Annotated in this window: 15 protein-coding genes; 5 read left to right on the top strand and 10 right to left on the bottom strand. The window is 63.8% G+C overall.

Translation table 11 applies throughout. The annotated features are described in order from the left end of the window. Positions 1-99: 99 nt before the first annotated feature. The gene (locus AB0O52_RS01430) at positions 100-1,515 is read left to right on the top strand and encodes an NAD(P)H-quinone dehydrogenase (RefSeq protein ID WP_364532285.1); all 1,416 of its coding nucleotides are present in this window, start codon (positions 100-102) and stop codon (positions 1,513-1,515) included. A gap of 17 nt (positions 1,516-1,532) precedes the next feature. Here AB0O52_RS01430 and AB0O52_RS01425 read toward each other — a convergent pair whose 3' ends face one another. After that, on the bottom strand, positions 1,533-2,069 hold the full coding sequence (locus AB0O52_RS01425) for a hypothetical protein (protein WP_364532282.1): 537 nt from the start codon (positions 2,067-2,069) through the stop codon (positions 1,533-1,535). Positions 2,070-2,167: 98 nt separating this feature from the next. On the opposite strand from AB0O52_RS01425, the gene AB0O52_RS01420 reads away from it, so the two are divergent. After that, positions 2,168-2,290 (top strand): hypothetical protein, encoded by a 123-nt coding sequence (locus tag AB0O52_RS01420; protein WP_364532279.1) that lies wholly within the window; start codon positions 2,168-2,170, stop codon positions 2,288-2,290. Between the two features lie 41 nt (positions 2,291-2,331). On the opposite strand, the gene AB0O52_RS01415 is transcribed toward AB0O52_RS01420, so the two are convergent. Together AB0O52_RS01415 and AB0O52_RS01410 are read right to left on the bottom strand one after the other, a co-directional pair. Beyond that, a complete protein-coding gene (locus tag AB0O52_RS01415; RefSeq protein ID WP_364532276.1) occupies positions 2,332-2,589 on the bottom strand; it encodes a type II toxin-antitoxin system RelE/ParE family toxin in 258 nt (85 codons plus the stop codon). Then, on the bottom strand, positions 2,586-2,852 hold the full coding sequence (locus AB0O52_RS01410; RefSeq protein WP_364532273.1) for a type II toxin-antitoxin system Phd/YefM family antitoxin: 267 nt from the start codon (positions 2,850-2,852) through the stop codon (positions 2,586-2,588). Before AB0O52_RS01410 ends, AB0O52_RS01415 begins: the two co-directional genes overlap by 4 nt. Positions 2,853-2,972: 120 nt before the next feature. Here AB0O52_RS01410 and AB0O52_RS01405 point away from each other — a divergent pair, with 120 nt between their 5' ends. Continuing rightward, on the top strand, positions 2,973-4,781 hold the full coding sequence (locus AB0O52_RS01405) for a DUF222 domain-containing protein (RefSeq protein ID WP_364532270.1): 1,809 nt from the start codon (positions 2,973-2,975) through the stop codon (positions 4,779-4,781). Here AB0O52_RS01405 and AB0O52_RS01400 read toward each other — a convergent pair. After that, positions 4,760-5,020, bottom strand: coding sequence for a hypothetical protein (locus AB0O52_RS01400; RefSeq protein WP_364532688.1), 261 nt, complete (start codon positions 5,018-5,020; stop codon positions 4,760-4,762). The genes AB0O52_RS01405 and AB0O52_RS01400 overlap by 22 nt on opposite strands. Positions 5,021-5,508: 488 nt before the next feature. Between AB0O52_RS01400 and AB0O52_RS01395 the strand changes: the two genes are divergently transcribed. Beyond that, complete coding sequence (locus tag AB0O52_RS01395) at positions 5,509-6,267, top strand: Ltp family lipoprotein (protein WP_364532267.1); 759 nt, start codon at positions 5,509-5,511, stop codon at positions 6,265-6,267. Positions 6,268-6,679: 412 nt separating this feature from the next. Here AB0O52_RS01395 and AB0O52_RS01390 read toward each other — a convergent pair whose 3' ends face one another. From AB0O52_RS01390 to AB0O52_RS01375, 4 genes are all read right to left on the bottom strand, one after another. Beyond that, positions 6,680-7,975: a hypothetical protein gene (locus AB0O52_RS01390; protein ID WP_364532264.1), complete on the bottom strand. Its 1,296-nt coding sequence runs from the start codon at positions 7,973-7,975 to the stop codon at positions 6,680-6,682. A gap of 84 nt (positions 7,976-8,059) precedes the next feature. After that, positions 8,060-9,622 carry an FAD-dependent oxidoreductase gene (locus AB0O52_RS01385; RefSeq protein WP_364532261.1) on the bottom strand — a complete coding sequence of 521 codons (1,563 nt, stop codon included), beginning with the start codon at positions 9,620-9,622 and terminating at the stop codon, positions 8,060-8,062. Continuing rightward, on the bottom strand, positions 9,619-11,883 hold the full coding sequence (locus tag AB0O52_RS01380) for a molybdopterin oxidoreductase family protein (protein ID WP_364532258.1): 2,265 nt from the start codon (positions 11,881-11,883) through the stop codon (positions 9,619-9,621). Before AB0O52_RS01380 ends, AB0O52_RS01385 begins: the two co-directional genes overlap by 4 nt. A gap of 1 nt (position 11,884) precedes the next feature. Continuing rightward, entirely contained in the window at positions 11,885-13,267 is a 1,383-nt protein-coding gene (locus AB0O52_RS01375; protein ID WP_364532685.1) for an MFS transporter, read from the bottom strand. Between the two features lie 314 nt (positions 13,268-13,581). Here AB0O52_RS01375 and AB0O52_RS01370 point away from each other — a divergent pair, with 314 nt between their 5' ends. Beyond that, positions 13,582-14,991 carry an MFS transporter gene (locus AB0O52_RS01370; RefSeq protein WP_364532255.1) on the top strand — a complete coding sequence of 470 codons (1,410 nt, stop codon included), beginning with the start codon at positions 13,582-13,584 and terminating at the stop codon, positions 14,989-14,991. Between the two features lie 90 nt (positions 14,992-15,081). On the opposite strand, the gene AB0O52_RS01365 is transcribed toward AB0O52_RS01370, so the two are convergent. Both AB0O52_RS01365 and AB0O52_RS01360 read right to left on the bottom strand, forming a co-directional pair. Next, on the bottom strand, positions 15,082-16,890 hold the full coding sequence (locus AB0O52_RS01365) for a biotin carboxylase N-terminal domain-containing protein (protein WP_364532252.1): 1,809 nt from the start codon (positions 16,888-16,890) through the stop codon (positions 15,082-15,084). Positions 16,891-17,039: 149 nt separating this feature from the next. Next, positions 17,040-17,714 (bottom strand): nucleoside triphosphate pyrophosphatase, encoded by a 675-nt coding sequence (locus tag AB0O52_RS01360; RefSeq protein WP_364532249.1) that lies wholly within the window; start codon positions 17,712-17,714, stop codon positions 17,040-17,042. Positions 17,715-18,018 lie beyond the last annotated feature (304 nt).

Genomic DNA, 18,018 nt, shown 5'->3' with positions numbered 1-18,018 from the left:
GTTGAACAGGGCACTGGCGGGGACGGCAAGGGCCTCTACGGGCGTGCTCAGGTGGGGCTTAGTGGCAGGTCGGTCGGCATTAAGTGAGAATGGAACATTGTGACCATGCATCCTGACTTCAGCTCACCACGAATCGCGATCCTGGGCGGAGGTCCAGGCGGATATGAAGCGGCCATGGTCGCGGCGCACCTGGGAGCGCGGGTAACCCTCATCGAGCGCGCCGGCCTCGGCGGCTCAGCCGTCCTCACCGACGTCGTACCTTCCAAAACCCTGATCGCGACGGCGGATCTCATGACCCGCGTCGGCGAGGCGGGGGAGCTGGGAGTCAAGTTCGCCGTCGACGGCAGCGATGTCGCGCCGGGCATGCGCGCCGACCTCGGCCACATCAACGACCGGGTCATGCACCTCGCGCGGGAGCAGTCGGACGACATCCGGGTGGGCCTTGAGCACCTTGGCGTGGAGATCCTCATGGGCTCCGGAAAGCTCCTGGACAACCACACCATCGAGGTCATCACCTCGGACGGCATCAAGACGATCACGGCTGACGCCGTCCTTCTCGCCGTCGGTGCCCACCCCCGCGAACTGCCCACGGCAAAGCCCGACGGTGAGCGCATCCTGAACTGGGCACAGATCTACAACCTCGAGGAACTTCCGGAAGACCTGATCGTCGTCGGTTCCGGCGTTACCGGAGCCGAGTTCGCTTCGGCCTACAACGGCCTTGGCTCAAACGTCACCCTCATTTCGAGCCGCGACCAAGTGCTGCCCGGTTCGGACACGGACGCCGCCCAGGTCCTTGAAGGTGTCTTCAAGCGCCGCGGCGTGCGCGTTTTGTCCCGCTCACGCGCGGAGGCGGTTGAAAGGACCGAAGCCGGCGTGAAGGTGACGCTCGGCGACGGTTCGGTGGTGACCGGAAGCCACTGCCTCGTTTGCGTTGGCTCCATCCCGAACACGGCCGGAATCGGGCTGGAAGAGGCCGGCGTCGCTGTCACGGAGTCCGGCCACATCAAGGTCGACGGCGTCTCCCGCACCACCGCGCCGAACATCTACGCCGCTGGCGACTGCACCGGGATCCTGGCCCTCGCTTCGGTCGCGGCCATGCAGGGCCGCATTGCTGTTGCGCACTTCCTGGGCGATGCCGTCATGCCGATCAAGCTCCTCCAAGTGGCCTCCAACATCTTCACTTCACCGGAAATCGCCTCCGTGGGCGTCTCTGAGGCTGACCTTGAGTCGGGCAAATACCAGGGTGACGTGGTCATGCTGTCCCTGCTGAGCAACGCCCGCGCCAAGATGCGCAACACCAAGGATGGCTTCGTCAAGATCATCGCGCGCAAGGGTTCAGGCACGGTGATCGGCGGCGTCGTCATTGGCCCCAATGCCTCTGAACTCATCTACCCGATTGCCGTTGCCGTGAAACAGAAACTGCACGTCGACGACCTCGCGAGCACCTTTACGGTGTACCCGTCGCTGACCGGATCCATCTCGGAGGCCGCGCGACGCTTGCACGTTCATATGTAGGGCATGGCTCTGGTTGCCTAACGCCCTAGAACCTCGCTCAGCCTGTCGAGCGATTCCGGATGCGCGGCGATTTCCACCGCGCCTTCGTCCGTCAACACGGTAATTGCCTCGATTCCATAGACCTGGATGTACTTACGGTCCTTGCGGCTGACTTTTCGGCGCCCCGGTAGTAGATCCTGGACCTTGATCGTCGTCGCCCGTCCGGACGGCTCCAGGGTGTCGTACACCGCGGGCTGGAAATGGATAGACCCGGCGCTGGGCGTCGCGATCCCTTGGTTCCAGAGGCTGCTGAGAGAACCTGTCCGGGAGTCCGGATAGCGGATGTAGGCCATGATTTGGCCGTCTTCTTTGAGGCGGGCTCTGGCCTTACGTCTTTGCCGCATTCCGAACACTGCAAGAAGCCAGTAGCCCAATGTCCACACAATGGCGGTGATAACCGAGTCCGCTAGGCCGCGCCGTCCAACCGCCATCCAGACAGCTGTGGCGAACAAAAAGAAGAGAATATAGCCGACGGCCATGGCGAGATGGGGGTGCTGCCGGACCCATTTTTTCATGGGGCAATACTAGGTAAGCGCGCCACCATGCGACAGGGCCACGATGAGGTCCGCGGAACTGGATACCCTGCCTCAGGTGAAAACCTCCGCCTACCGGCGTGGTTCCGGGTTGCGGCTTGCCGGTTCTCGCCAATGCCGATTTTGGCCACACCTCGCCAATGCTCAGTTTCCCGATCGGCGGCGAGGCCGAGGTATATCGGTCGGTGAATCAAGCACTTTGAGGATCACGCGCCACTGACGACGGTGAAATCTGTATCTGGACTTACTCCCGGTAGATTTCCCGGCGGTGACCGGCCTGTACGACGACGATCACGAGTCGGCCGTCATCGATCCGGTAGAGCACTCGATAATCTCCCGTTCGGACCCGCCACTCGACCCGCCCTGCCAGCTTCTTGGCGCGAGGCGGCCGCGGTGTCTCAGCCAGCAACTCGATGGCGGCTTGGACCCGGCGGCGGCCCTCGGGGGGAAGCTTGCGCAGCTGCCGAAGGGCCGCTGGCAGGACCGTGATGTTGTAGCTCAAGTCAGGCCCAGATCGCGCTTGACGTCCTCCCAGGGGATCGGCGTCTGTCCAGTCTGTTCCATTTCTTCCCATGCCAGCTCGACGGCCCGGATGTCTTCTAGTTCCTCCGCGGCTTCGCGAAGGCGCTCCAGCTCGGCGGAATCGATTACTGCCGCGACCCGAATTCCGCGGCGCGTGAGGAATACCGGTTCGCGCTCGCGGTGTGCCGTGTCCACAATGGTTGCCAGATGATTCCTGGCTTCGGTGATAGCTATATCGGTCATGCACTCGATGCTACGGTAAATGCGGCAAAATGTACGGAACGTACAAGACTGCCGATAATGGGTGTGCGTTCCCGATCGGGCTCGGGCTATTTTGTCAGTGCCTCCTGGCAGAGTATTGCCATGGAAGCGATCGGACACCTCACTACCCGCCAGGGCGCCCCGCCCGGCGGCGGGTTCGCCGTCTTCCATAAGGCGCGCGAGCCGCGGATGGTGACGGCGGCCGGTCCGGCGACGGGTCAAATGCCGGGGATGCGACGGCTCGCTCTGTTGAATCCGCCCGAGGATCCCGCCGGGGATCGCGGGGTTGATCGCGCTGGTCCACAGCGGATTCTGGAGAGTGCTCTTACGGCATTGCGCTCCCTGGCGCGGACGGCGGTCGACGACATCGGGCCGCTGGGGTTGCCGGATTCCGCGGCGTTTGCCTCCGGCGTGGAGGAACTCTCCCGCACCCTGGACTACTTGCAGCTCGTCGCCGCGGGGCAGTTGCACCGGGTGCGGCAGCAGGAGCCGGCCGCCGGGATTGGCTGGACGACCGGCTGGGGAGCCGAAACGCGGGCGGACGGCTCCAGCGATGGTCCCGGCAGCCCCGAAATTGAAAGCGGAGCAGCCGAGGCGAGTGCCGACGTCGGGAACGGCAGTCTCGCCGCGACGTCGGCCGTCGCCGGGTTCCGGGAGTTCCGGAACACGGGCGAGCACCTGCGCTCTCTTTTGCGGATCAGCGCGGCCGAGGCCCGCCGCCGTTTGGCCCTAGCGGAGAATCTGCTGCCCGGCCGTTCACTTACAGGGCAAAGGATCCAGCCGCGGTACGGGGAGGTGGCCGCGGCGTTGGCTTGCGGGAGCATCGCTTCCCGGCCTGCCACCACGATTACGATGGCCCTGGAACGTGTCCGGCCTCTGTGCAGCTCCGAGACAGCTGCGGACATGGAACACGCGTTGACCATGACGGCGGCCGAAAACGACGCCGATTTCCTCGCCAGGATCGCGCGCCGCTGGACCGACGCCGTTGACCAGGACGGTGCCGAGCCCAGCGAGGAAGCCTTACGCCACCTCCAGGGCGCTTTCCTCCGGAAACCCAAACACGGGCTGCAGCATCTTGAAATCTTCGCCACCCAGGACCAATACGAGCACCTGCTCACGGTCATGAACACCGCCACCAATCCCCGGAGCTGCGCGTCCCCCGTGCCCGGTCCCGGGGACGACCAGGTGGACGCGGGCGGTGGAAGCGGGCCAGCAAACGCTCCGGTGGAGGATATGCCGGTCGGTTCGCACGGGGATGCCGCGTTCCTGGACCGCCGCACGAGGGCGCAGAAACTTCTGGACGGGTTGCTGGGCGCCTGCAAGATTGCCCTCGCCACCGGGACGCTGCCCTCAGCCGGAGGGCAGCGTCCCCAGATCATGGCCACCATCGATCACCGGGAGCTCCTGGCTTCGGTGAAGGAAGCCGGGCAGCTCACCTTCCTGGGCCAATCCGGACATGCCGGGGGCGCCGACGGGTCGCAACAGGGCACGGGGAGCTTTACGTTCACTGGTCCGGTCCCGGCGGCCACGTTGCGGAAGATCGCCTGCGATGCGGACATCATTCCCGTGGTCCTGGGCGGGCAAGGCCAGGTCCTGGACATCGGCCGGGCCTCCAGGATATTCCCCGCTCACATCCGTAAAGCCATCACCGCCCGGGACAAAGGCTGCGCGTTTCCTTCGTGCACGATGCCTGCCCCGTGGTGCGAAGCCCACCACATCACGTACTGGTCCCGGGGTGGACCAAGCAGCGCCGACAATGGTGTCCTGCTCTGCAGCCATCACCACCACCTGATCCACAAGGAAGAGTGGCACATCCAGGTCCAGGCAGGCGTGCCCTGGTTCATCCCGCCGCCCCATATCGACCCAGGGCAGAAACCACGCAAGAACCGTTACTTCCAGTCAAGCGGATAAAGTACGGTTTTATGTTCCAGCAGCCGCAGCTTGCCCCACAAGCTGCCATTCGGATTTGGGGACCGCAAATAGCTCGCGGATACTCTGCCATCACCCGGTCGCTCTGTTATGGCACCCATAGGCGTGCTGGTGTCCGTGTCGACACCACCTAAGTTCAGTGCGCGTGAGCAGGCGTCCTTCTCGCGGAGTTCGTCGGCCAGCGCCAATATGTTGACAGTGGACCTTCCCAGACGGTCCACTGTGGTGATTACCAAAGCGTCGCCGTCGTGCGAGGCCCCAAAGCCTTGTCTAGTTCCAACTGCGATGCCATGGTCACGCTGACCCCGTGATTCATGTACAGATCATCTCGCCGCGCACCAGCAGCGAGGAGGACGGTCTCTTGCTTGTTGGTGTTCTGTGCCTTGATAGAAACTCGGGCATATCAAATGAGCTTTCCCACGTGCTCTCAACGTTTCTCGAAACAGTGTTTATTAAGATCTGCTTGCGAGACATGCCAACGAGACACTCTGAAGGCGTGTTTGCGCGACGGATATGTCCCTTAACCGAAGTGTCTTAAAACTCTTGGGTTACGAGACAGCAAAAGAGCGCAGGGGCTGGCTGATCGTCGCTTTTTCATATCTGGATCCGACATTTCCCCAAGGATATACCGGCCACGTAGTGTGGTACTCGCGCCCGTCGAAACGCCGGTGAGTCATCAATGCACTGCAGAACAATGAAGTTGGGGAACATGAAACGATACCTCTCTGCCGTCCTGGCAGCCACACTCGTCGCCGGCCTTACTGCCTGCGGGGGAGGGGTGTCGCAAGCCTCATCCTCAAGTGGATCAGCCAGCTCATCCTCAAGTGGATCGGCCAGCCCGTCGGCGTCGCCGACTAAGACCTCCCGTCCGGTCCCAGATGTTGCAGGCAAGACCTTCGCGGAGGCCTACAAAGTCCTGAGCGCCGCTGGCTTCTACGGTAGCGCCTACGGCAAAGATGGAAAGAAGTGGACCCACACCACTCCGGACGCATCCATCGTCGTGGTCTCAACCAATCCGGCAGCAGGGACAGTCTCGGCCACCGAAGACATCGAGATCCACGTCGGCATCACCGAGGCTGAGCACGCCGCAGTAGCGAAGGCCGCAGCTGATGCCAAGAAGGCCGCTGCAGACGCCGCCGCGAAAGCTGCCGCGGCACCAAAGGTCCCGACCGAATACAGCTCCGCTCTGAGCAAGGCGGGGTCATATTCGAGGAACATGCACATGAGCAAGGCTGGCATCTACGATCAGCTCACCTCGCAGTACGGTGAAAAGTTCTCCCCTGAGGCAGCGCAGTATGCGGTCGATAACCTCAAGACAGACTACAACGCCAACGCCCTGGCGAAGGCCAAGAGCTACCAGTCGAGCATGTCGATGTCACCGGCAGCCATCTACGACCAGCTGGTCAGCCAGTACGGCGAGAAGTTCACGCCGGAGGAAGCCAACTACGCTGTGCAGAACCTGAACTAGAAAGCTCCAGACGGAAGGGGCTCCCCTTGGGGCCCTTTGCCGTGTGCCGATCTGAGCGTGGCACCCAAGGCGCCATGAAGTGCGCCAAGCCGCGACGTAGCGCTGTGCTAAGCGGATTGCTCCCGCAGAGTGTGCGCAATGCCTACGAAGCAGAAGCGGGAAGGGTGGGGGTGACCCCCGCCTCACGCCGACGCTTCCCCGGTGGTGATAGCGCCTCCCGTTGCGTACGGGATGGAACATTCCGCGGCGGAAAACTAGGACTGGACCCGGGCGCGATGCTGCAGGCGAGGCTCCACCGGCGGAAGTTTCAGGTGACCAACGTCCTCAAGCTGCGCCCGGTTCCCATCCCTGCCGAACGGCGTCTCTTTGCCATAGGGAAGGCCGCTTTGCATAGCCCACACACCGAGTCGGTTTACCAGTGCTGGTGAGGTTCGGCAGGCACCATGAAGTGCCTCCACGCGGGATCGGTCCCTGGACCTCCGGACGGTATTTTAGGGCCGTCGTACTCCCAGCGATCGTTTGGAGCCTCGCTGGCTCCAATGCCGAATACCCATCCGGTGATCGTCTTCCGCCACGCCCACCACTGTTGCCCGTCGTCGGCAACGTGCATAGTGATGACTGCCCCCTCGGGCAGTCCCTTCTTGGCAAAGGTGGCAGGGCCAAGCATGTCGAGTAGGTCCTCCCTGTAGCGGCCCGTTTGACGATAGTGCCGTGCGTGGCATAGGTGCAGATAGCTGAGCGAGTCTCTTATTTCGGCAAACTCCCGTTGGTCAAGCTGTTGCCCTGATTCGTCTACACCATGCAATCCGGCGTTATCCAGTAACCGCTGCTTTTTATCGATTACTTCCTGGAGGCGGGCGGCCTCTGCCGCCTGCCCATGGTCGAAGAAGGCTTTGCCTTCCGCCAGCGTGGTTGCCCTTGCCATGTTCATCCGTGTTCGCGGCGTAACCGCACTTAGCTTCCTGACGCTAAACCCTGTCCTGATTGCCAGGGCCAGCAAGGCCTTGCCCACAGAGGTTCCCGCGGGAACGGTGGCACGCATGTTCGCCGCCGCTGAATCGTATGCGGCGTACAGCGTGAGCCCGTACATGAACGGCAGAAATGCTGCCGTCATTCCTATGGGAAGCAGGAACTTCTTTGCCTCAGCCACGAAGTTGATGTTCGACCACTGGCTACTGATCTCGCTAATGCTGTGAACAACAACAATGATCACAAGGACCCCAACGAGGACATTCAGCACCCGCCGAAAGGGGATGTGCTCCGGCTTGAGGGCTGCGACTGCGGCCGGGAGCCCGAATATCACGAAGCCGCCTTGAAGGAATACCTCCTCCACAAGTGAAAACGGGTACATGTCCACTAGGAACTGGACGACCACGGGGGCCGCCACGGCTTCCGCAGCCAGCTTGCGGAAGTAACCCCGCTCCTTCATTGCCCGTGGCACACGAAGGAAATTAACAACTGCTGTGGTCAAGAACCACACAATGGTTGGAGTGACCAGCGTTGCGTCCCAGACGCCGAGGTGCATAAGTACGGTAATCACACCAGCGGTGTACGCGACCATTAGCATGAAGGGCACAAAGATGCGGTGCCCGAAGAAGATCTTCAGGAGGCCTGGGACCGACCTTCGCGAAGCTGGGATCAGCAGCACTACGACTACGAAGATCGCCAGCCAAATGACAATAGCCCACTCACGATTGTTGACTTCCACGGACCAACATTAGCGGCGGCGTCCGACAGAACGATTTTGAATAGCGCCTGAATAAGTCTCGGGCCTTCCCGAGTTCAACGCACCCTACGCCGCAACCCCCTGAAAGTGCTTTTCAATAAGCCCCTTGATGTCCCCGTGGCACCCGCCGCACCCTGTCCCCGCGCGGGTCGCTTTGGAAACCTCCGGCACGGAGGAGCAGCCATCCAGCACGGCTTCCTCGATGCTCGCACCGCTGACACCCGCGCAGCGGCAAACTGTGCGCTGCGGATCATCATTCGATGCAGAAGAATCGAGCTGGTCCGGACCGTCCAGCCGCAGCAGAAGTGAACGGTCTGCCGGAAGTTCGGAGCCGCGCTCGAAGAGCATCACGAGTTCCGCGGCCGTGCGCGGCATGCCTACAGCCACGAGTCCCTCGAGTGCGCCGCCGCGCGTCGTCATCTTGACGTAGCGGCCGTGTTCCGGATCGGCCCATTGGGCAACCTGCCGCCGCGGCCTGCCATCGGCAACCCCCACGCTGAGAAGCTCGTCATCCCAGGGTTCGGCGCTGTTGTCGCCGGCGACCGCGAGGTTGATGCCGCGTGCCTTCAGGACTACGACGCCGGGCTTCTCCTGCGGCAGCGGGGCCAAGGTATCGGCCGCGTCCTGGCCGCCCTCGGCCAGGAGGATCAGGTATTCAGCAAGCCACTCCGCCTGGCGCCAGCCCGGACCCACCAGGCCGGAAGGACCCTGCGCGGTGCGGCATTCGGCGCACTCGGCATCGGCGCAGCGGACTTCGGCGCAGTCGCCGATCGCGAACATGTGCGGCTCGTGATAGGTCCGCAGGTGGTGATCCACCAGGATGCCGGTTGCCGCGGGGAGCCCACAGCCTTCGGCCAGCTCGATCCGCGGACGAACGCCGCAGGAAAGGACAAGAAGGTCGCCCTCAATCCTTGATCCATCGCTGAGCACCAGGGCGGAAAACATGCCGTGGGGACCATTGTGCTCAACCGCCGTGGAGCGGGCATTTCCCACCATGGTGATCCCGCTGTTTCGCAGGCTCGCCGCGAGGACGGCCCCACCTCCGCGGTCGATATTGCGGCCCAGGGGGAAGGAACCGTTGTGCACCACCGTGGTCAAGGCGCCTTCCTCTGCAGCGGCAAGGGCCGTTTCAAGACCGAGCACACCGCCGCCGAGGACGATCACGCGCTTGCCGGCAGTGACGGCGTCGCGCAATTGCGCGGCATCGCTGAGGTCGCGGAGGGCTGTCACCCCCGGTGGAAGCACCGGGTGTGAAGGATCGGGGTTGATGCCAGTGAGGTTCGGAATAACGGGCCTCGAACCGGTGGCGAACACCAAGCGATCGTAGCCGGGCGTGGTCCCGTCCGAAAGGACCACCTGCTGGCGCGCGCGGTCGATGCGTTTGACGGTGACGCCCAGCCGCACCTCGACACCGGCGGCGGCCAGATCGCCAGCGTCCGCCATCGCGAGTGTTTCCGCGGTGGTCCGCCCCACGCCGAGTTCCGCCACCATGACGCGGTTGTAAGCGGCGTCGGCTTCCTGCCCGACGACGAGCAACTGGAGAAGGCCACTGCGCACGACCGGCAACAACTCCTCCACCAGCCGGGCCGCGACCGGTCCGAATCCGACCACCACAATGCGCTCGCTCACGATGCCTCCTTGACCTGCATTGACAAGCCGGCCGCCGCTGGCACAGCTGCAGAGAGCACAGCCGTCTGGGCAGCCAACGCCGATTCGAGATTTGGTAATGCGACCTTCCGGACCCAGACCGTGCTGGTCTTGAACTCCGGCATTCCGGAAATAGGATCCGTGACCGCCTCAGTGAGACGGTTGGCGCTTCCCGGCCCAGGGAAATGGAAAGGCAGGAAGACCGTGTCCGTCCGGATGCTGTTGCTGAGCTCCACCTTGCACAGGACCTCTCCGCGTTCGTTGGAGACCCGGACAAAGTCGCCGCTGGAGATGTCCCTCACGGCGGCCGTCGCGGGGTGGATCTGCAGGAGCGCCTCCGGCTGCGCTGCCGCGAGTTCGGCCACGCGGCGGGTCTGGGCGCCCGATTGGTAATGTTCCAGCAATCGTCCGGTGACGAGGGTCAGCGGATCCGGATCGGAGCCGACGACGGCGGATCGCCGGGACCGCTTCTGCGGTGCCACCGGGACCATCACCGCGCGTCCACCGGCGTGAGCGAAGCTATCGAGGAAGAGCCGCGGCGTTCCCGAACTGCCGGTGGGATAGGGCCAATAGGCGGCTTCTCCGCTATCAAGCATGGCGTAGTTGATTCCGGAGTAGTCGGCCAGGCCGCCCGCCGAGGCGAGCCGGAGCTCCTCGAAGACGGTCTCAGGATCATCGCTGAATGTGGACGGTGCGTCGAGGGATTCGGCGAGCCGGGCCATGAGCCACAATTCGCTGCGGACGCCCGGCGGAGGAGTGAGCGCCTTCCGGCGCCGGAGCACGCGGCCCTCGAGGTTGGTCAGGGTGCCTTCTTCCTCGGCCCATTGGGTAACAGGGAGGACGAGGTCGGCTTCCAGTGCGGTCTCGGACATGAAGAAATCGGAGACAACCAGGAAATCCAGGCTGCGAAGGCCCTCTATCACCGCACCGGCGTCGGGGGCTGACACCGCCACGTTGGCGCCGTGCACGAAAAGGCAACGGACGCCGTCGGGCTGTCCCAAAGACTTCAACAGCTCCACTGCCGGCAGTCCGGGGCCGGGAATGAGGCTTTCGTCCACGCCCCACACCTTGGCGACGTGGGCGCGGGCGGCGGGATCGGTGATCTTGCGGTAACCGGGAAGCTGGTCGGCCTTCTGCCCGTGCTCGCGGCCACCTTGGCCGTTGCCTTGGCCTGTCAGCGTGCCATAGCCGCTGTGGGATGAGCCCGGCAGGCCGAGAAGGAGGCTGAGGTTGATCGCGGCCGTGGCGGTGTCGGTGCCATCGACGTGCTGCTCGACTCCGCGCCCGGTCAGGATGTAGCTGCCGCCGCGCCGGGCGCCGTCGGCGAGGCGGCGGGCGGTGTCCCGGATAAGCGTCGCGGGCACGCCGGTGATCGACTGGACCCGCTCCGGCCAGAAGCCGGCGAGGCTACGAACGATCGCCGGGTACCCGGTGGTGCGGTCCTGGAGGTATCCGGTGTCGGCAAGGCCTTCGTGGACCACTACGTGGGAGATACCCAACAGCAGGGCGAGGTCGGTTCCCGGGGTCGGCTGCAAGTGGATGCCGCCGCCGTCGCGGGTGAATGCGGCCGTCGCGGAACGGCGGGGATCGGCCACGATCAACCCGCCGGAATCGCGCGCGCCCTGGAGGTGCTGGACGAACGGGGGCATAGTCTCGGCGACATTGGAGCCGAGAAGGAAAATAACGCTCGCCGAATCAAGGTCCTCTACGGGGAACGGGAGGCCGCGGTCCACGCCGAATGCGCGGTTTCCGGCTGCCGCGGCGGAGGACATGCAGAAACGTCCGTTGTAGTCGATGCGCGAGGTTCCCAGCGCGAGGCGGGCAAACTTGCCTAACTGGTAGGCCTTCTCATTGGTGAGTCCGCCGCCGCCGAACACGCCGACGGCGTCGGGGCCGTATTGCTCGCGGGTCTGCTTGACGGCTCCGGTGACCAGCATGAGTGCCTGGTCCCACGTGACCGGCCGGTGGACGCCGTCGGACCCTTTGAGCATGGGTTCGGTGACGCGCCCGGTGTGGTTCAACAACGACGCCGATGTCCAGCCCTTGCGGCACAGCCCGCCCCGGTTGGTGGGGAAGTCGCGGCCGGATACTTCCAGCGGGGGAAGTGCTTTTGCTGCGGGAGCGGGGTCTGACCCCGGCTGTGCAACCCCCAACCCCGGCTGCGCTGTGGGCGCTGCCGGGGTCAGGGTCATGGCGCACTGCAGCGCACAATACGGGCAGTGGGTGTTGGCGCCATTGGGCATATTAGATGTGTCCCATCGCGTTGCGGTTGGCCTTCCGGAGGTAGCAGACCCAGCAGACGATGAGCATCAGCACGTACGCGCCGACGAAGCCATAGAACGCGGGGGTGTAGGAGCCCGAAGCGCTGGATGCGTTGAGCACCTGGGGGATGACGAATCCGCCGTAGGCTCCGATCGCCGAGATCAGGCCGAGGGAGGAAGACGCGAGGCGTGCCGTGCTGGCGGCGCTGGCCCCGGAGCGTGCGGCCCGGCTGGACGTGGCGAAGATGACCGGAATCATGCGGTAGGTGGCGCCGTTTCCAAAGCCGCTTGCCGTGAACAGGAAGAGGAACAGGACCAGGAAGAGCCAGAAGTTCTTGAGCGGAAGAGTCCAGATCATGGTCAAGGTGATGATGGCCATCGCCGCGAACGCCGTGACGGTCATCCGGGCTCCGCCCATGCGGTCGGCCATGCGTCCACCGTAAGGCCGGGCAAGGGATCCGACCAGCGGGCCGAGGAAGGCGAGCGAGAGGGCAACTGCGCCGAGGTGCATGGAGGAGAAGGCCGGGAAGTAGTCCTTGATGAGCTTGGGGAAGACTCCGGAGAAGCCGATGAACGAGCCGAAGGTGCCGATGTACAGGAAAGCCATGATCCACAGATGCGGTTCCTTCAGCGCGGCGATCGAGCCTGCAACGTCACCCTTGGCGCTCGTGAGGTTGTTCATGTACTTCCATGCGCCGAACGCGGCGACAAGGATGAGGGGAATCCAGATGAGGCCGGCCATGGGCAGGTTGACGGTGCCGGCGGCCAGCAGGGTAACGGCGATCGGGACGACGAGCTGAGCGACGGCGGCACCGAGGTTGCCGCCCGCGGCGTTCAGGCCCAGCGCCCAGCCCTTTTCACGGGCAGGGTAGAAGAAGGTGATGTTTGCCATCGAGCTGGCGAAGTTGCCTCCACCGAAGCCTGCAAGGCCTGCTACCAGCAACATGACGCCGAACGGCGTGCCGGGGGTTGAGACACAGAGGGCGAGGCCCGCCGTCGGGATCAGCAGCAGGAGGGCCGAGACGATGGTCCAGTTGCGGCCGCCGAACTTCGGGACCATGAACGTATAGGGGATGCGCAGTGTGGCACCGACCAGGCTGGGGATCGAGATGAGCCAGAAGATTTGGTTGGTGTCGAACTTGAAGCCTGCGGCCGGGAGCTGGACGACGACGATCGACCAGAGCTGCCAGACGACGAAGCCGAGGAACTCGGCGAAGATGGACCAGTACAGGTTGCGCTTGGCGATGGAACGGCCGGCAGCTTCCCATTGTTCCTTGTTCTCTGCATCCCAGTTGGCTATCCAGCGGCCAGGGCGGTGTTCAAGCTCGGGGACGAGGGCGGTGGGCGCCTGTTCGTTGGTGAGGATTTCGGTGCTTCGGTCAACTGTCACGGAGTGCCTCCTTTGTGGGGACGTTGTCCTTTCACGTTAGGGACGGCGCGTTTCGCGGACCGTCGCGGTTTGTAAACGTGCTGTGACATTCACCTATCGGAGGGGGTCACCGGTGCGTGAGGCGACGGTGAGGTTGTGTGGCGCAGACCACAGAGTGAGACTTTCCGGAGCGTCCGCATATTGGACTTGATTGTCCATTTGTTGGATAGCGGGAACTATTATTGAACTCTCAATAATCTTTGCCGGCAGGCCAGGAACGCCGGGCCGGCGTGAACGAAAGCAACCATTACATGTCTTCCATCGCTGAATCCAAGGAAAGCGAGTCAGTCAAGCCGGTCAACCCGCGGGGACGCGTGATCTTCGCCAGCCTCATCGGCACGTCCATCGAGTTCTACGATTTCTACGTCTATGCCACCGCAGCAGTGCTCGTCTTTCCCAAGCTGTTCTTCCCCACGGCGGACGAGACCACCCAGCTGCTGAGCTCCTTTGCGGTGTTCGGTGTCGCCTTCGTCGCCCGTCCGCTCGGCTCCATCATTTTCGGCCACTTCGGTGACAAGTTCGGTCGCAAGGGAACCCTGGTTGCGTCCCTCCTGACCATGGGTATCGCTACGTTCCTGATCGGTTGCCTGCCCACGGCGCAGGTCCCCGGCTGGACCTTCCTGGCCCCCACGTTGCTGGTCGTCCTCCGTTTCGCCCAAGGCCTGGCCCTTGGTGGCGAGTGGAGCGGTGCCGCGCTGCTCGCAACGGAAAACGCGCCGGCCAACAAGCGCGCCATCTATGGAACATTTCCGCAGATGGGTGCACCGATCGGCTTCATCCTGGCCAACATCATCTTCCTGGTCTTCAGCTACACCTTGACGCCCGAGGCCTTCACCGCCTGGGGCTGGCGCGTGCCGTTCCTGCTCAGCGCCGTCATGGTGATCCTTGGCCTCTATGTGCGCCTCAAGCTCATTGAAACTCCCGCCTTCACCAAGGTGCTGGAGTCGAACGAAGTAGCCAAGCTGCCCATCGGCCGCGTGTTCAAGACAAGCTGGCGCCCGCTGATCCTCGGCACCTTCATCATGCTTGCTACGTATGTGCTGTTCTACCTGATGACCACGTTCACGCTGACCTACGGCACCAAGCCCACCCTGGCAGGCGCTCAAGCTGCAGCGGTGAAGGCCGGAAAGCCCATGACCGACGCGGCCGCAGCTGCGTTCGTCCCTGGCCTGGGCTTCAGCCGGAACGACTTCCTCTGGATGCTGATTGCCGGCGTCGTCTTCTTCGGCATTTTCACGCTGGTGGCCGGTCCGCTGGCCGAAAAGTATGGTCGCCGCAAGATGCTTCTGGCGGTCACCGCGGGAATCCTGGTGTTCGGCTTGCTGTTCGTGCCGCTGTTCAGCGGCGGCTTCGTAGGCACCATGGCGTTGCTGATCCTCGGATTCTCGCTGATGGGCCTCACCTTCGGCCCCATGGGTGCACTGCTTCCGGAACTGTTCCCCACCAACGTCCGCTACACGGGATCCGCCGTCAGCTACAACATGTCCAGCATCCTCGGCGCGGCCGTGGCTCCGTTCATCGCGGTCTGGCTCTGGGAATCGGCCAAGGGAAGCACGGTCCTGGTGGGTATCTACCTGAGCGCCATGGCGGTCCTGACGCTCGTGGCCCTGTTCCTGTCCAAGGAAACCAAGGACACGGACTACGAGAACAACGTCGCTTGATCCTGTATTTACAGACTCGCGCAAATGGCTCCGGCCCCGCACCAATGGTGCGGGGCCGGAGCCATTTGCGCTGCTTGGTCTTCGATCGTCTCAGTCTTCGATCGTCGCGATGACCGCACCTGCGGAGACGGTTTCGCCTGCCTTGGCCACCAGGCCGTGGATGGTGCCGGCCTTGTGGGCGGTAAGGGGCTGTTCCATCTTCATGGCTTCGAGGACCACGATCAGATCGCCTTCGGCAACCAGATCGCCGGCGGCTACTGCCACTTTGACGATGGTGCCCTGCATCGGCGAAGTGAGGGCGTTGCCGCCCGCTACAGCAGCTGTGGCGCCCGCCGAGCGGGAACGCTTCTTGACCTTCGCGCCCTTGGTGCCCGTGCTGGCAACCGAGGAAACCGAGCCGAGAGTCGCGGGAAGGACGACTTCCAGCCGCTTGCCGCCAACCTCGACGACGACGCGCTGGCGCTCACCGGCGTCGGCGGCTTCTGTTCCGGTTCCGGTAGGCGTCCACGCGGGGATGTTGTTGACGAACTCGGTCTCGATCCAGCGCGTGTGCACCTTGAACGGGCCTTCGGCCGGAGCGAATGCGGGATCGGTCACCACTGCGAGGTCGAAGGGAATGACGGTGGGGATGCCTTCAACCACCATTTCCTCAAGGGCGCGGCGGGAACGCTGGAGGGCCTGTTCGCGGCTGGCGCCGGTGACGATCAGCTTGGACAGCATGGAATCGAAGTTCCCGCTGATGACGTCGCCCTGCTCGATGCCGGAATCGATGCGGACGCCCGGGCCCGTCGGGTTCTTCAGGGTGCTGACGGTCCCCGGTGCAGGCATGAAGTTGCGGCCCGGGTCTTCGCCGGTGATGCGGAATTCAAAGGAGTGGCCGCGGACCTCAGGATCGCCATAGCCGAGCTTTTCGCCGCGGGCGATGCGGAACTGCTCGCGGACCAGGTCCAGGCCCGTGACTTCCTCTGATACACAGTGCTCCACTTGAAGTCGTGTATTGACCTCAAGGAAGGAGATGATGCCGTCCTGGCCCACGAGGAATTCGCACGTTCCTGCGCCCAGGTAGCCGGCTTCTTTCAGGATGGCCTTGGAAGACTCGTACAGCCGCTCGTTCTGCTCGGAGCTCAGGAACGGCGCCGGGGCTTCTTCAACGAGTTTCTGGTTGCGGCGCTGGAGGGAGCAGTCGCGGGTGGAGACAACAACGACGTTTCCATAGGCGTCGGCGAGGCACTGGGTCTCGACGTGGCGCGGGGAATCAAGGAAGCGCTCGATGAAGCACTCGCCGCGGCCGAAGGCGGCAATGGCTTCGCGCACTGCGGACTCGAAAAGCTCCGGGATTTCCTCGATGGTGCGGGCCACCTTGATACCGCGGCCGCCGCCACCGTAGGCAGCCTTGATGGCGACCGGGAGCCCGAACTCCTGCGCGAAGGCCAGGATCTCGTCAGCGGATTCCACGGGATCGGCCGTGCCGGGAACCAGGGGAGCGCCGACCTTTTCGGCGATGTGGCGGGCCTGCACCTTGTCGCCCAGCGCGGAGATGGCCTCCGGGGACGGGCCGATCCAGGTGATGCCGGCGTCGATGACCTTGGCGGCAAACTCGGCGTTCTCGGCGAGGAAGCCATAACCGGGGTGGATGGCGTCCGCACCGGACTGCTTGGCCACCTCGATCAACTTGTCCATCAGGAGGTACGACTCAGCAGCAGTGTTGCCGCCCAGCGCGTATGCCTCATCTGCCAGCCGGACGTGCAGGGCGTCGCGATCGGGGTCTGCATAGACGGCCACGGAAGCGATGCCTTCGTCCCGGGCTGCGCGGATAATGCGGACCGCGATTTCGCCTCGGTTGGCGATCAAGACCTTGGTGAGAGGGCTGGAAATGGGCTGCGCCGGATTAGCTGACAAGTTGACTCCTTCTGTCCTTCAGGGAGCCTAGCGTGATTTTGAGGGTTCCGCCCATATTGATGGGGGAATCCGTGTGTGAGACGGCCTGTATTTGTAGGGTTGCTACAAAGGCGGGAAACCGGCAGGTGGGCCGGCGCCCCGGACGGTCCTTATTCGATGCTCGCTTCGGAGCCGTTTTGGGTCCAGAGTTCGGTGATTCCCACGTTCGCTTGCCCGAGCAGATCGCGGAGGGTGGAGATGGAGAGTCCGACGACGGCGTGCGGGTCGCCGTCGACCTTGCGGATGAAGGCCCCGCCCAAGCCGTCGATCGTAAACGAACCGGCGCAGTGCAGGGGCTCGCCGGTTGCAATATAGGCGTCGATGTCTTTCTCGCTCATCTCGGCAAAGTGGACTTCTGCGCTGGACACGGCGCCGACTGTTGCTCCGGTGCCGACGGCCGTCTCGCCGTCGTTAACGTCCGCTGCGGTTTCGCGGCAGTCCACGAGCCAGTGCCCGGTGTGAAGTACGCCTTTGGAGCCGCTCATGCGAAGCATCCGTTCCTTGGCCACGTCCACCGTGTATGGCTTCCCGTGCGATTCGCCGTCGAACTCGAACACGGAATCGCAGCCGATCACCAAGGCCCCCTCGGCCTCAGGAAGGGACGCGACGGCCTCGGCCTTGGCACGGGCCAGGAGGAGCGCGGTGTCATGCGCGTCGGTCACCCCGTACCTGGCTTGCACGGCGTCCTCGTCCACGTCCGAGACGAGCACCTCGTGGTGGATGCCGGCCTCCGTGAGGAGCTTGGTGCGGGCGGGGGACTGGGAAGCCAGGATCAATCGGGTCACGGCTCAAGCGTAGTACGCCCGACTTCCCCCCGACGCTCGCTCACGTATGTGGGTGTTTGGCCGGACGCTCGCTCACGTATGCCGCCCAGGTGGACATGCTCCTTGAACATAGGTGAGCGGGCGTTTGGGGAAAGGGCGCTATAGGTGAGCGGGCGTTTGGGGAAAGGGCGCTATAGGTGAGCGGGCGTTTGGGGAAAGGGCGCTATAGGTGAGCGGGCGTCGGGGGAAAGGGCGCTATAGGTGAGCGGGCGTCGGTTCTGGGCCCAGAACCGAGCCCACCGCAGCACGGAAATGGGGCGCAGCA

Origin of the sequence: Arthrobacter sp. NPDC080073 (assembly GCF_040686575.1) — a bacterium.
GTDB lineage: Bacteria > Actinomycetota > Actinomycetes > Actinomycetales > Micrococcaceae > Arthrobacter.
Note: the sequence above shows the minus strand (reverse complement) of the source record. Positions and strands in the feature narration are given on the sequence as shown.

What these genes read in the sequence shown, in the direction of transcription:
- AB0O52_RS01425 (WP_364532282.1), bottom strand. Translation starts at nt 2,069, where the DNA reads ATGAAAAAATGGGTCCGGCAGCACCCCCATCTCGCCATGGCCGTCGGC.
- AB0O52_RS01380 (WP_364532258.1), bottom strand. Translation starts at nt 11,883, where the DNA reads ATGCCCAATGGCGCCAACACCCACTGCCCGTATTGTGCGCTGCAGTGC.
- AB0O52_RS01370 (WP_364532255.1), top strand. Translation starts at nt 13,582, where the DNA reads ATGTCTTCCATCGCTGAATCCAAGGAAAGCGAGTCAGTCAAGCCGGTC.
- AB0O52_RS01395 (WP_364532267.1), top strand. Translation starts at nt 5,509, where the DNA reads ATGAAACGATACCTCTCTGCCGTCCTGGCAGCCACACTCGTCGCCGGC.
- AB0O52_RS01405 (WP_364532270.1), top strand. Translation starts at nt 2,973, where the DNA reads ATGGAAGCGATCGGACACCTCACTACCCGCCAGGGCGCCCCGCCCGGC.
- AB0O52_RS01410 (WP_364532273.1), bottom strand. Translation starts at nt 2,852, where the DNA reads ATGACCGATATAGCTATCACCGAAGCCAGGAATCATCTGGCAACCATT.